Source organism: Agrobacterium sp. CFBP 3001, assembly GCF_027871605.1.
Lineage (GTDB): Bacteria > Pseudomonadota > Alphaproteobacteria > Rhizobiales > Rhizobiaceae > Agrobacterium > Agrobacterium leguminum.
This window is the reverse complement of the sequence record NZ_JAQAHD010000003.1, coordinates 126,005-140,019: the sequence shown is the minus strand read 5'-3', so window position 1 is coordinate 140,019 and position 14,015 is coordinate 126,005. Positions and strand designations below refer to the sequence as shown.

The window sequence follows — 14,015 nt, the reverse complement described above, 5'->3', positions numbered from 1 at the left end:
TTTGCATTAATAGTTTGGCACTTTCGGCACACCGGATTCGCCGAAATGGATCGGCTCTTCGGCAGAATATTGCGAATATGCGGTGCGTTGCGACATTTCGAGAGGATGCCGCAACGCCACCCGGCTCGCCTCAGGCCATGGCGGCCCGGACCGCGGGGTCTTCGAGCGTCTGGTCGAGGGTCTTCAGCGTCCGCTCGATGATGGCGTCGATCTCGCTGTCGGTGCAGCAGAGCGGCGGCGCGTAACCCAGAATACCGTTCGCAAAGGCGCGCACGATCAGACCGTTTTCCCAGGCGCGGTCGAAAACCTTGCGTGCGGGGGCCGCAGCGGCCGGCAGCGGCGTCTTTTTGTCCTTGTCGGTCACGAGTTCGACGGCGGCGAGCATGCCGCGCCCGCGGACATCGCCGACCAGCGGATGGCTTCTGAGGCTCTCAAGCCCCGCCATCAGCCTTTCACCGGCGCGGCGGCCGTTTTCCAGCAGCCCGCCCTCGTAAAGTTTCAGCACTTCGAGACCGACGGCGGCGCTGACGGGATGGGCGGAATAGGTATAGCCATGCCCGATTGCGGCCTCGCCTGCGAAGTCGGCTATTGTATCATAGACGTGGTCCCCCATGAAGACGGCGCCCATCGGCACGTAGCCGGAGGTCAGACCCTTGGCGGTGGTGATGAAGTCCGGCACGATATCCTCGTCGGCACAGGCAAACAGCGGCCCCGTGCGGCCAAAGCCGGTGATGACCTCGTCGGCGACGAAGAGGATGCCATAGGACCGGCAGAGGTCACGCATGGCTTTGATCCAGCCGGGAGGCGGCACGAGAACCCCGCCGGAACCCTGGATCGGTTCCGCATAGAAGGCGGCGACGTGGTCCGGACCGATCGTCTCGATCTTGTCCTTCAGGATTTGCAGGGAGGATGCGATGATGGCGGCCGGGTCGCTTCCCACCGGGTTACGGTAGGCGTAGTGCGACGGGATTTTGTGCTGCCAGTCGTAGGGCACGCCAAAACCGGCATGGAAAGCGGGCAGGGCGGTGAGGCCCGAACCGGCGGTGGTGGAGCCGTGATAACCCTGTTCGATGGAAATGAACTGGTCGCGCTGCGGCTGGCCCTTGGCGTGCCAGTAATAGCGGATGAACCGAATGGTGCTGTCCACCGCATCGGAGCCACCAAGCGTGAAATAGACGTGGTTGAGATCGCCCGGTGCGCGGTCGGCAAGCTCCGAGGCCAGCCGGATCGCCGGTTCGCTGCCAATGTCGAAATAGGCGGTTGCATAAGGCAATTCCCGCATCTGCTTTGCCGCTGCTTCAACAATGCTGTCGTGCCCGTAGCCGGCATTGACGCACCACAGGCCGGCAAATCCGTCGATCAGCTGATGGCCGGTCATATCGGTGACGGTGGCGCCGCGTGCCGATTGCAGCACCCGCACGCCCAGCTTTTCATGGCCGCGGAAGGAGGAGACAGGGTGCACCAGATGGGCGCGATCCAGTTCGATCAGTGAATTGCTTAACATGGGGTCTCTCCGGATTCAGCCCAGCGCCTGGCTGGTCAATGCGAATGTTTTCAGTTTTTTGTCGGCGGGGATTTCGGTTTTCGACCGGCGCATTGCGATGCCGCCGCCGACATGGCCAAGACCGCGTTCGGCAAGCCAGGGGGCAAGGCCCGTATCGGCCGTGGTGTCCACACGAAGGAATGCGCCGGGACGTTCAGAAAACACGAATGCTATCAGATCTTTCGCGATTTCAGCGTTTTCCGCCACGACCGGGCCGATGACTTCGCCGCGCCCGAAGGCGCGAAGTGCTGCAAAGCCCTTGATGACGCCGTGTTCCTGCACGAGGGCGAAACGCGCCCTGTCGGCAAGTGCTGCAAAGAGGGCCGTGCGATCCGCACCGAAAGCCTGCGCATCGAGCGCGGCGAGTTCGGCCGGATCGATGGTTTCCGCCCAGGTGACACCTTCCGGTCTGTCGGTCGCGGCCGGAATGCCCTGATGCTGGAGCACCTCGCCGCAGGCGGCGAAGCCTAGCTTTTCATAAAGGGGCAGGCCGTCGGCCGTGGCGACAAGACGGCACTCGCGATTTTCTGCTGCGTCCAATGCCGCGCCCATCAGCTGGCGTCCAAGGCCGCGGCCGCGCATGCTCTCGTCCACGATCACCATATTGACGGTGGCGCAGGTGTCTCCAAGAATCGTCGCCATGGCGGTTCCGACGACGCGCCCGTTTTCCAGGGCTACGAAACCCTTGCTCAGGGAAAGGACCAGCGCCCAGTCTTCTTTCCGGTGCGGCCAGCTGGCCTGGCGGGAAAGTTCAACGGCCGCGTCGAGGTGGTCCGGTTGAAACGTTTGGATATCGATCAGGCTCGCCTGCATGCCGGAACTCCGTTTTTCTGCTTATTCATTGATAGACCGATGCCGAAAGAAGATTGTCCCGACAAATGGGAAGGTTCGATATGTTTCGCTGTTGCTTTTATCCGCCGCCGCATCTTATGCCGCATCTTGTCCGCACCCGGCCGTAAACCGGGGACTGGCGGCGGCTTCCGGTTTGCCTCAACGCAACTCTCTGCCAAACTGGCGGCTGCATACGCAACAATCTGCTTCCGCGAATGGCAATTGCGGTGCGCCGACCGGGCAAAGGCTTTCTATGATCTGATTATTGCAGCCACCACCAATCCCCAAGCAAGGATGACGACGACATGACCATCTTCCGCCCTAAATACATCACTTTCGATTGCCACGGCACGCTCATTCATTTCCAGATGGCAGAGGCTGCCCGCGATCTCTACGGTGATCGTCTGGGAGAGGCGGAGATGGAAGAGTTCATCAAGAATTTTTCCGCCTATCGTCTCGACGAGGTCATGCATGACTGGAAGCCTTATGCAGAGGTCGTCCACAATGCCCTGTCGCGCACCTGCAAGCGCAATGGTGTAGCCTTTAAGGATGAAGATGCAGCAATGATCTATGAGCGGGTTCCGACGTGGGGGCCGCATGCCGACGTTCCGGCGGGTCTTTCCAAGGTCGCCAAGGAGATCCCGCTGGTCATTCTGTCCAACGCCATGAACTCACAGATCATGTCGAATGTCGCCAAACTCGGCGCACCGTTCCATGCCGTCTATACGGCAGAGCAGGCACAGGCCTATAAACCGCATTTCAAGGCTTTCGAATATCTGTTCGACATGCTCGGTTGCGGCCCGGAGGACATCCTGCACGTGTCGTCCTCCTTCCGCTACGATCTGATGTCCGCCCATGACCTCGGCATCAAGAACAAGGTCTGGGTCAACCGTGGCCATGAACCTGCAAATCCCTATTACGGTTACACGGAAATTTCAGACATTTCCGGCCTTGCGGGCGTTGTCGGACTGTAAGAGAGGACATTGATCATGAAGCTCGTCTCCTATTGGCACGACACGGCGCCCCAGTTTTCCGGGGCGGCGCAAGGTCCTGTCGAAGGCCATTATGATGTGGCCGTCATCGGTGGCGGCTTCACGGGTCTCGGTGCCGCGCGCCAGCTTGCGAAAGCCGGTGCGCGCGTTGTCGTTCTGGAAGGGCAGCGCGTGGGCTGGGGCGCTTCGGGCCGCAACGGTGGCCATCTCAACAATGGCCTTGCCCATTCCTATCTCTCCGCCAAGGCGGAACTCGGCAAGGAGCGGGCTATCGCGCTCTACAAGGCGCTCGATTCCTCCATCGATACGCTGGAGGCGTTGATTACGGAGGAGGGGATCGAGTGCAATTTCCGCCGGGCAGGCAAGCTTAAAATGGCGTCGAAACCGCAGCATTTCGAAGGTCTGGCGAAGAATTTCGAGGAGCTGCATGCCGAGGTCGATCCCGATACGGCGCTTCTTTCCGCGGCCGATCTCAAGTCGGAGATCGGTTCGCCCTTTTATGGCGCCATGCTCTCGAAAAAGAGCGCCATGATGCATATGGGCCGTTATGTGGCCGGCCTGGCCGAAGCCGCCAGCCGTCATGGCGCCGTGATCTTCGAAAATGCGGCGGTGACGAAGCACATCCAGAACGGCAGGACCCATGAACTGGAAACTCCGCGCGGCAAGGTGACGGCCGACAATGTTCTGGTGGCGACCGGCGCCTACACGCCGTCCGGCTTCGGTTATTTCCGTCGCCGCATCATCGCCGTCGGCAGTTTCATCATCGCCACGCGGCCGCTGACGGATGCCGAGGTTCAGGCCTCGGTTCCGGGTAACCGCACCTATGTCAACTCCATGAATATCGGCAATTATTTCCGTCTGGCGCCGGACAATCGCTTGATCTTCGGCGGTCGCGCCCGCTTTTCCGCCACGTCGGACCAGCGTTCGGACGCCAAAAGCGGCGCGATCCTGACGGAAAGCCTGCATCGCATCTTCCCGCAGCTTTCCCATGTGCCGATCGATTATTGCTGGGGCGGCCTGGTGGACATGACCAAGGACCGTTATCCGCGCGCCGGTTTTCATGACGGTGTGTGGTACGCGATGGGTTACTCCGGCCACGGCGCGCAGCTCTCGACGCATCTCGGGATGATTATGGCTGACGCCATTCTGGGACGGCCGGACAAGAATCCGCTGAAGGGGCTTGATTGGCCGGCGGTTCCCGGTCATTTCGGCAAGCCGTGGTTCCTGCCGCTGGTGGGCCTTTATTACAAGATGCTGGACAAAATTCAGTAGAAGGGCTGTTAGTTTTTCCGTCATGCCGGACTTGATCCGGCATCCAGCCACCGCGCGTCTGCGCGGTGAAAGAGTCTTCTGCAATCAAGGACTTGATCGCGCTGGACCCCGGACCAAGTCCGGGGTGACGGAGTGTAAATGCTGCGCTTTTCCAAACCTATTTGTGTCAGGACTGTATTTCCAATTCCCGCAATGCCGCTTTTTCAATTCCGCGCTTCAAAAAAAGAAGGGCCGCAGAGCGGCCCTTTAGGCGGGGATGAAAGAAGTGGGCGTCAGGCAAGCCCACCGATATGAAAGGCCTTGGTCTCCAGATATTCTTCGATACCGATCTGTGCACCCTCGCGGCCGAGGCCGGATTGCTTGACGCCGCCGAAAGGGGCGACCTCGGTGGAGATCAACCCGGTGTTGAGGCCGACCATGCCGAATTCCAGCGCTTCGCCCACACGCCAGGCGCGCTTGAGGTTCTCGGTGTAGAAATAGGCGGCAAGGCCGAAGGGTGTTCCATTGGCGATGGCGAGCGCCTCTTCCTCCGTCTCGAAACGGAAGAGCGGAGCGACCGGTCCGAAAGTCTCCTCGCTTGCCAGCTGCATCGCCGTCGTTGCGCCCGTCAGCACCACGGGCGCTGTATATTGCGGACCTTCCGGCAGATTGCGCGGCTTGGTGATGACCGTGGCACCCTTGGAAACGGCGTCATCGATATGGGCGCGGATTTTCGCGATCGCCGGTTGGTTGATCATCGGGCCAATGGAGACGCCCGCTTCCGTTCCGGGGCCAACGCGCATGGCGTCGACGCGATCCGCCAGCTTCTTCGCAAAGGCGTCATAAACGCCGGACTGCACCAGAATCCGGTTAGCGCAGACGCAGGTCTGGCCCCCATTGCGGAATTTCGAAACCAGCGCGCCTTCAATGGCAAGATCGAGATCGGCATCGTCGAACACGATGAAGGGTGCATTGCCGCCCAGTTCCAGCGACAGCCGTTTGATGCTGTCCGCAGCGCCGCGCATCAAAAGCGAACCGACGCGGGTGGAGCCGGTGAAGGAAATTTTCCGAACCGTCTCGTTGGCCATGATTTCGTTGCCGATTTCCGTCGGCATGCCGGTGACGATGTTGATGACGCCCGCGGGAATGCCGGCCCGTTCGGCAAGCACGCCAAGCGCGAGCGCCGAATAGGGTGTGAATTCCGAAGGCTTGATGACGACGGTGCAGCCGGTGGCGAGTGCCGGCGCGACCTTGCGGGTGATCATCGCATTCGGGAAATTCCACGGCGTTATGATGCCGCAGACGCCGACCGGTTCCTTCAGCACCACGATGCGCCTGTCCGGCGTCGGTGAAGGGATGGTACCGCCGCCGATACGCCGGGCCTCTTCGGCAAACCATTTGACGAAGGATGCGCCGTAGCGGATCTCGCCTTTGGCCTCCTCAAGCGGCTTGCCCTGTTCGGTGGTCAGGATCAGGCCGAGATCGTCGATATTCTCGATCATCAGCGCGAACCATTTTTCCAGAAGCGCTGCGCGCTCCGCGTGGGTCTTTTTCTTCCACGGGCCGAAGGCGGCGTTGGCGGCTTCGATGGCCGCGCGGGTTTCTGCGCCGTCCATATCCGGCACGGTGCCGATGACCGCCTGCGTCGCCGGATCGATCACATCGACCGCCTTGCCCGATGCCGCCGCCTTCCAGGCGCCGCCGATCAAGCCCGTCTGGCGAAAGAGTTCCTTGTCCTTCAAACCTTGCATCATCTGTCTCCGAAATCAGTCGAGTGCCGCAAGAACCGCGGCGGTGATGGCGTCTGTCTTGTCCTTGCCCGGCACCGTGCCGATACCCCGGCCGGTCGCCGTTTCCAGCGCCGTCATGATACGCACGGCCGCGTCTTTTTCACCGAGATGTTCGAGCATCATCGCGCCGGACCAGATGGCGGCGATGGGGTTGGCGATGCCGAGATGGGCGATATCAGGGGCCGAACCGTGCACCGGCTCGAACATGGACGGCGCGCTGCGGTCAGGATTGATATTGGCGGAGGCGGCAAAGCCGAGGCCGCCCTGAATGGCTGCGCCGAGGTCGGTCAGAATATCGCCGAAGAGGTTGGAGGCGACCACGACATCGAGGCTTTCCGGCACCATGACCATGCGGGCCGCCATGGCGTCGATGTGATAGCTGGAAACCTCGACGTCGGGATATTCGGCAGCGAGCTTGTGGGTCACCTCGTCCCAGAACACCATCGAATATTTCTGGGCATTGGACTTGGTGATTGAGGCAAGCTTGCCGCGACGCTTCTGCGCCTGTTCGAAGCCGAAACGCAGAATGCGCTCCACACCCTTGCGGGTGAAGATCGAGGTTTCGACGGCAACTTCGTCGTCGGTGCCCTGATGCACGCGGCCACCGGCGCCGGAATATTCGCCCTCCGTGTTTTCACGGATGCAGAGAATGTCGAAGCCATCGGCCTTCAAAGGCCCCTGCACGCCGGGCAGAAGCCGGTGCGGGCGGATATTGGCATATTGCACGAAAGCCTTGCGGATCGGCAGCAGCAGGCCGTGCAGCGAGACAGAGTCCGGCACTTCCGCCGGCCAGCCGACTGCACCGAGCAGAAGGGCGTCGAAGCCGCGCAGGGTTTCGATGCCGTCCTTGGGCATCATCGCGCCGGTTTCCTTGTAGAAGGCGCAGGACCAGGGGAATTCCGTTCCTTCAAGCGCAAAACCGGAGGTTTTGGCGGCGGCGTTGAGCACCTGCCATGCGGCGTCCGTTACGCTTTTGCCGATGCCGTCTCCGGGAATGAGTGCGATGCGATGCGTTTTCAAGACATTACCCCTGTTACAGTCCGATGAGGACGCTTTTGCTCTTGCGGTTGGCGAGATAGGCCTCGCGTCCGAGATCCTTGCCGATGCCGGAGCGTTTGTAACCGCCGGTCGGCAATATGTGGTCGCGCGAGCGGCCGTAACGGTTGACCCAGATCGTGCCCGCCTGAATGGCGCGGGACAGGCGCATGACGCGCGAGACGTCACGGCTGAAAAGACCCGCCGCCAGACCGTAGGTCGGATGGTCGGAAAGCGCCAGAGCCTCTTCTTCCGTGCGGAAGGTCTGCAGCGTCAGCACTGGGCCGAAGATTTCCTCGGTGACGGCAGGAGACGTCTGGTCGACATTGGCGATCAGCGTCGGCTGGTAGAAATAGCCGGGACCGTCCATGATCGCGCCGCCCGTCAGGCATTCGCCGCCATGGGCGACGGCCGCCTGCACGATGCCGTCGATGCGCTTGCGCTGCACCTCGGAGATGATCGGCGAATATTGTGTCGTCTCGTCCCAGGTCGGGCCGGGCTTCACTGCCTTCATACGGGCGATGATCGCGGTGGAAAGGGCATCCGCAGCACTTTCCTCGACGATGATGCGCGAGCCCGCCACACAGGCCTGCCCGGCATTGGAAAGGATATTGCCGGCGATGGCCGCTGCCGCCTTCTCGATATCGGCATCGGCGAAGACCAGTTGCGGGCTCTTGCCGCCAAGTTCCAGCGTCATGGGCTTGATGCCGGTGCGGGCGATGTTGGCCATGATGGCGGCGCCCGCGGCCGTGGAGCCGGTGAAGCTGACCTTGGAGATATCAGGGTGTCCGGTGATGGCATTGCCGGTCACGGGCCCGTCGCCCAGCACGATGTTGATGAGACCTGCCGGCAATCCGGCCTTTATCGCCAGCTGCGCCATGAAGATGCTGGAGAAGGGCGTCATTTCAGACGGTTTCAGCACCACGGCATTGCCTGCGGCGAGCGCCGGGCCGAGCTTCCAGCCGGCCATGGAGACGGGGAAATTCCACGGCGTGATGGCGCCGACGACGCCATAGGGTTCGGTCATGATCATGCCGAGGCTCGCATCGTCTGTCGGCACCAGATCGCCGCCTTCCTTGTCCGCGAATTCGGCAAAGAAACGGATTTGTTCGGCGGTGACGGCGATATCGCCGGCGATCAGTTGGCCCACCGGTCGCGTCGAGGAGAGCGCCTCGATTTTCGCCAGCGTCTCGGCTTCCTGTTCGATCAGGTCGGCCCAGCGCTGCAAGACCTTTGTGCGCTCGCGCGGGCGCACGCCGCCCCAGTTGCTGCTCTTCAACGCGGCCTTGGCAGTCTGCACAGCCTCATCGACCAGCGCCGCATCCGCCTTGGGACAACCAGCATATTCTATGCCGTCCGAAGGGCGGTGCATGTCGATGCCGTTTGCCGCCGGAACCAGCCGGTCGCCGATGAAGTGGCCGATCGGCAGGGATAAGCTGTCTGGATCGAAGCTGAGCGTCATGTGGAATCCTCTTTGGATATGCCCCAACGCTAATCCCTGATGGCAAGCAGCATCGACCGACTGCGGCGCGGGCGGTGAATGAAAATCCTGTTTTGCCACTGGCAGACAGCGCAATCTTCGGCGGCCGGTATGTGCCGCAGGTCAAACGCCGTAGCGGGCGCTTATCCGGTCGAAAATCCCGGCCATCCGCTCGCTAAGGGGGCGGGGATCATCGCCCTCATTTTCGACCGCTTCAAACACCCGGTGTTTCAGGAAGAAGCGCCATCCCACGGGCGATTTTTGCAGGAATTGTGTCAGAAGATCATAACGTTCCCGGGTCCAGACCGCCTCGAAGGCGAGCCGTTCGGGTCCGTAGCTGATGATATCGTCCGTCTTCCGGCGCGGCGCGGCGCGCAGGGCAGCCGTCGCCTCCTCATCGATCTCATCACCGTTGAGCGCCACCCCATAGTGTCTTGCAGCATTTTCTGCCGAGACCGCACCACGCCGCACATCGCGCAGCACGGCCTGCGGCGGGCGGGTGAAGGGGTCGCCGTAACCGCCGGCTCCCGGTCCTATGACACGAATGACATCGCCCGGGCCGCAATGGACGATATCGGTATTGCCGAGCGAGATTTCGCCCTCGGTATCGGGATTGCGCAGGAAGCGGGAAATCAGCCCCGGACCTGCGCCGTTGACACCCCAACTCGCCATAACCGAACGGTTGCGGTTGCGGGCCGTGACCACCGTTTCCGGCGAGGATATTTCAAACTCCATAACAGCCGAAAGCCCGCCGCGAAAACGGCCTGCTCCGCCGGTGTCGCGTTGGAGCCCATACCGGCGGAAGAGGATCGGTACTTCCGCTTCGCTTATTTCAATCGGCGTGTTGCGCAGAAAACCGGTGGCGCCGCCCGCGCCGTCGCTGCCGTCGCAGAAGGGCGTGCCGCCGCCGCCGCCGCCAACCGGGCCGATGGAGGCCATGACCGGGCGGCCGTTCCTGTCGCTGGTCTTGATGTTCATGATGGCGTTTCCGCCGGGTGAGGCGGCGGGAATAAGCTCCGGCAGGGCCTTTGCAAAAGCGCCGATGGTGACGATCTGCGTCATGGCGCAGGTCAGCGAACGCATGCCGACGGCGGCCGGGCGCTGGCAATTGACGATCGTGCCTTCCGGCAGCACGGCCCGCGCCGGGCGCAGGGTGCCGGCATTCAGGAGCAGGCTGTTGTCGAGCGTATAAAGCACATAGGTCAGGCCCACCATGACGAGCGAATGCCGCTCTCGGCCGCCGGTCGGCATGTTCAGCGACGAGCCGAGCTGCGGGTCGCTGCCGGTATAATCGAGGATGGCTTCGCCGCCGCGGATTTTCAGCGTCAGCGCCACGCGGCATGGCCGGCCGCCAACGGAATCCTCATCGGCATAATCGGCAAAGAAATAGTCGCCATCCGGCACCCGGGTGAGGATTTGCCGGGTCTGCTCTTCCGCATAGTCGAAAATCTGGCGCACACCGTCCAGAAAATCGTCAAAGCCGAAACGGGCGATGATCTCCTGCATCTTGCGTTCGCCGATATTGACGGAGGCGATCTGGGCGTGAAGGTCGCCGATATTCTGCTCCGGCATGCGGACATTGGCCTTCATCATGTCGATGATGAAGGGATCGAGCCTGCCTTTGCGAACGAGCTTGACCGGTGGGATGCGCAGGCCTTCCTGCTCGATTTCGGAAAGCGAGCGGGACAGGGAGGCGGGAACCGCGCCGCCGACATCGGTATTGTGGATGTGCCCAACCACGAAACAGGCGATCTTGCCCTCATGGAAGACCGGTTTCCAGATGTGGATATCCGGCGAGTGGGTGGCGACGAAACCGCTATAGGGATCGTTGGTGATGCAGATATCGCCCTCTTCATATTCCTCGAACATGGAAAGCAGCGGCGCGTAATCGATGCCGCTATACCAGGGCGCGCCGAATTGCCGGGGATTGGCGAAGGCCAGCCCCTCGCGCGTCACCACCTGACAGGAAAAATCCTCGGTTTCCTTGACGAAGGCGGAATGGGCGGTGCGCATCAGCGTAAAGGCCATGGCATCGGCGGCGGCCGAGCAGAAATTGGCGAGCACCTTGAGATTGCGGCGATCGATGGTCATGGGTCAAAACTCCCGCTTGGTAATGACGAGATTGCCGAAACGGTCCACATGGACCGAAAAGCCGGGCGGCACGACGGTGGTGGTGTCGTCCTGAAGGACGATGGCGGGACCGTTGAAATCGTGGCCGGCCGCCAGATCGTCACGGTGATAGATCGCCAAGTCGTGCTCCATGCCGCCAAACCAACCTTTCGTGTGAAAGCGCGGTGTTGCGGGGCTGGTGGCCGCGCCTGTCTCGCGAAGCGGCGGCTTCGGTGTTTTCCCGGAGACGACGAGCCTGAGATTAACCATCTGCACGGCCGCCCGCTCATCGGAATGACCGTAGAGGCGGGCATGTTCTTCGTGAAATGCCCTGTTGATCGCGCCGGCGTCGCCGCTGCCCAGCCATTCCGGCTGGAGCGTGGTTTCGATTTCGTAGGATTGGCCGCGATAGCGCATGTCGGCGGAAAGCCGCATCTCGTAATCGCCGTTAAAACCCTGTTCTTTCAACCAGTTGCGGCCGGTTTCCTGCATTTCGGCGAGAAGGGGGGCGAGATCGGAGGCCTCCCTGTCGTTCACATCGCAATAGGTGGTTCGGATGAAATCGTTCTTCAGATCGGCAATCAGGCCGCCGAGCGCGGAAACGACGCCCGGGGTGGGCGGCACCACCACACCCTTCATGTCCAGCTCGCGGGCGAGGAAGCAGGCGAGCATCGCGCCGGCGCCGCCGAAAGCGAAGAGGTGAAATTCGCGTGGGTCGATGGCGAAACGGGAGGTGAGGGCGTTCACCTCGGCATACATGCCGGAGACGGCGATATCGACAATGTTGCCGGCGAGCCCCTCGACGGAAAGGCCGAGCTTTTCGGCGAGCGGCGAGAGCGCGGCGCGCGATGCGGCGTGATCGACGGTCACCGCGCCATAACCTAGCGGCATATGGCCGATGAGATTGGCGGCCGCCATGGCATCCGTGATCGTCGGGCGGTTACCGCCGCGTCCGTAACAGGCCGGCCCCGGCGTCGAGCCGGCACTTTCCGGCCCCACCTGCAACAGGCCGAGACTGTCGACCCATGCGACCGAGCCGCCGCCCTGGCCGACGGAACTGACGGAAACGGAAGGGACATGGATCTGGAAATCGCCGATCAGCTCGCCGACCCCATATTGGGCTTCGCCGTTCAGGATAACGGCAACATCGGCGCTGGTGCCGCCGATATCGAGGCTCATCACCCGGTCAAAGCCGCTGGCCTTTGCCAGATAACCCGCGCCGATGACGCCGGAAGCGGTGCCCGACAGGATCATCTGCACACATTCCCGCCGCGCCTGATCGATGCCCATGACGCCGCCATTGGTCTTGGTGATGAGGAGCGGGCAGGCAATGCCTTGCCCGCGCAGCACTGTTTCGAAACGGTCGAGGTAATGTGCGACGCGCGGCTGGACATAACCGCTGATGACGGCGGTGACGGTGCGCTCATATTCGCGGATGATCGGCCATGTCTCGGCAGAGGAGACCACCGGCAATTGCGGCGCGATGCGTTCGATCATCGCCTTCACGGCCCGTTCGTTTTCGGGATTGCGGTAGGAATGCAGGAATGCGAGCACAATTCCATCGCAACCGGCTGCAAGGGCGCCGGCGACAGCCTGCGCTACATTCTCTTCGTTTGGGGCGAGCTTTACCTCGCCGGTCGCCAGCATGCGCTCGGCTATGCCGAAAACCCGTTCACGCGGGATGAGCGGTTCCGGCCGCACGGAATAGAGATTGTGGATCTGCGGAATTTTCAGGCGTGCAACGCCCAGCACATCCTCGAAATTTTCGGTGGTGAACAGCGCGACGTTCTGGCCGTTGCGCTGGATGACGGTGTTGACGCCGACGGTGGTGCCATGGGTGAAATAGGAAACGTCCTTCGCTTCGATGCCGTCGCGCTTTTTCAGCGTGTCCAGCGCGAGAAGGATTTCTTCTCCGGGCGCATCGGGGCGGGAAAACACCTTCAGGGTGGAAAGCGCGCCGGTCCCATCGTCGAACACGGCAAAATCCGTAAACGACCCGCCAACATCGACGCCAATGCGATATCCCATCTCTTCCGTCTCCTTTTCCAGTGCGGACGATGCTGTCATCGGGACCGGAAAAGGGCCAAGCATTTATGGGGTAAGGGTCATAGCCCCAGGTTATGAGGACGGCCGAGGTGACCCATAGGGAGGGTTGTTCAATCCTCGCAGGGTTTCGGCACCGTCATGTAATATTCGGGATGCGGTGCGGCGCGATAACCGGCCTTTTCGTAAACGCCATGGGCGTCGCGGGTCGCCAGCATCCAGCTCGATACCGTCGAAAGCTCCGGGTGTTTGCGTATCTCGGTGGCGATCCAGGACGCAAGGCCGCGACCGCGATGATCCTCCACCGTGAAGACATCGCGCAGATAGCCGAAAACGGCATAATCCGTCACCAGACGGGCGAAGGCGGCCATGGAGCCGTCAGGGGCGTAAACGCCGACCGGCAGCGAATGCGAAAGCGCCCGCTTCAGCCGGTCGGCGGTCATTCCCTGCGCCCAGTAGGAATCGCGGGCGAGAAAACCATGGACCAGATCGAAATCCACCCGTGCCGGATCGGTGCTCAAGACGTAGCCGTCGCGGGTGATTTCGAAAATGGCCGGTTCCCAGTTCATCCGTTCACCGTAACATAGATCTTGCGGACGGTTTCAATGGTTTTCCACACGCCGACGAAGCCCGGCTTCATGACGAAACTGTCGCCAGCCGTATAACGCAGCGGTGCGCCGCCTTCCGGCGTGATTTCGATGACGCCTTCGAGAATATGGCAGAATTCGAAGGTTTCGCCCTTGATCGAACGGCTTTCGCCCGGCGTTGCTTCCCAGATGCCGGTGTGGACGGTGCCGTTGCGGGCTTCGTCCAGCGGCCAGGTCTTGAAGGACGGATCGCCGGAAATGAGGCGTTCCGGCAGGGCCTTGGAGGCTTTGGGTTCGAAGGCGGGGTGTGTGTCGATGGTCTTGAGAAGTGGCATGGGTGTCCTTTCCTGGAAC

General features: G+C 61.7%; 12 protein-coding genes. 3 read left to right on the top strand and 9 right to left on the bottom strand.

Translation table 11 applies throughout. The features are described 5' to 3' along the window. Positions 1-130: 130 nt before the first annotated feature. Complete coding sequence (locus PH605_RS06010) at positions 131-1,504, bottom strand: aspartate aminotransferase family protein (protein ID WP_142844667.1); 1,374 nt, start codon at positions 1,502-1,504, stop codon at positions 131-133. Positions 1,505-1,519: 15 nt separating this feature from the next. Further along, positions 1,520-2,356, bottom strand: a complete 837-nt coding sequence (locus PH605_RS06005; RefSeq protein WP_142844666.1) for a GNAT family N-acetyltransferase — start codon at positions 2,354-2,356, stop codon at positions 1,520-1,522. Here PH605_RS06005 and PH605_RS06000 point away from each other — a divergent pair. The 3 genes from PH605_RS06000 to PH605_RS05990 are packed head-to-tail and all read left to right on the top strand — an operon-like array spanning position 2,321 to position 4,638. Beyond that, the gene (locus tag PH605_RS06000; protein WP_125145792.1) at positions 2,321-2,683 is read left to right on the top strand and encodes a hypothetical protein; all 363 of its coding nucleotides are present in this window, start codon (positions 2,321-2,323) and stop codon (positions 2,681-2,683) included. The two genes, PH605_RS06005 and PH605_RS06000, sit on opposite strands and share 36 nt — an antisense overlap. After that, positions 2,680-3,348, top strand: coding sequence for a haloacid dehalogenase type II (locus PH605_RS05995; RefSeq protein ID WP_142844665.1), 669 nt, complete (start codon positions 2,680-2,682; stop codon positions 3,346-3,348). Before PH605_RS06000 ends, PH605_RS05995 begins: the two co-directional genes overlap by 4 nt. A gap of 15 nt (positions 3,349-3,363) precedes the next feature. Continuing rightward, positions 3,364-4,638, top strand: a complete 1,275-nt coding sequence (locus PH605_RS05990) for an NAD(P)/FAD-dependent oxidoreductase (RefSeq protein ID WP_142844664.1) — start codon at positions 3,364-3,366, stop codon at positions 4,636-4,638. 272 nt (positions 4,639-4,910) lie between these two features. Here PH605_RS05990 and PH605_RS05985 read toward each other — a convergent pair whose 3' ends face one another. The 7 genes from PH605_RS05985 to PH605_RS05955 form a co-directional block, all read right to left on the bottom strand. Beyond that, positions 4,911-6,368: an NAD-dependent succinate-semialdehyde dehydrogenase gene (locus PH605_RS05985; RefSeq protein ID WP_142844663.1), complete on the bottom strand. Its 1,458-nt coding sequence runs from the start codon at positions 6,366-6,368 to the stop codon at positions 4,911-4,913. Between the two features lie 15 nt (positions 6,369-6,383). Then, entirely contained in the window at positions 6,384-7,427 is a 1,044-nt protein-coding gene (locus tag PH605_RS05980; RefSeq protein ID WP_142844662.1) for a tartrate dehydrogenase, read from the bottom strand. A 13-nt stretch (positions 7,428-7,440) separates the two neighbouring features. After that, positions 7,441-8,904 carry an aldehyde dehydrogenase family protein gene (locus PH605_RS05975; RefSeq protein ID WP_031234532.1) on the bottom strand — a complete coding sequence of 488 codons (1,464 nt, stop codon included), beginning with the start codon at positions 8,902-8,904 and terminating at the stop codon, positions 7,441-7,443. A 141-nt stretch (positions 8,905-9,045) separates the two neighbouring features. Beyond that, positions 9,046-11,013 carry a hydantoinase B/oxoprolinase family protein gene (locus PH605_RS05970; RefSeq protein WP_125145787.1) on the bottom strand — a complete coding sequence of 656 codons (1,968 nt, stop codon included), beginning with the start codon at positions 11,011-11,013 and terminating at the stop codon, positions 9,046-9,048. A gap of 3 nt (positions 11,014-11,016) precedes the next feature. Continuing rightward, a complete protein-coding gene (locus PH605_RS05965; protein ID WP_142844661.1) occupies positions 11,017-13,059 on the bottom strand; it encodes a hydantoinase/oxoprolinase family protein in 2,043 nt (680 codons plus the stop codon). A 128-nt stretch (positions 13,060-13,187) separates the two neighbouring features. After that, positions 13,188-13,643, bottom strand: a complete 456-nt coding sequence (locus tag PH605_RS05960) for a GNAT family N-acetyltransferase (RefSeq protein ID WP_142844660.1) — start codon at positions 13,641-13,643, stop codon at positions 13,188-13,190. Beyond that, positions 13,640-13,996 carry a cupin domain-containing protein gene (locus PH605_RS05955; RefSeq protein WP_003524651.1) on the bottom strand — a complete coding sequence of 119 codons (357 nt, stop codon included), beginning with the start codon at positions 13,994-13,996 and terminating at the stop codon, positions 13,640-13,642. Before PH605_RS05955 ends, PH605_RS05960 begins: the two co-directional genes overlap by 4 nt. Positions 13,997-14,015 lie beyond the last annotated feature (19 nt).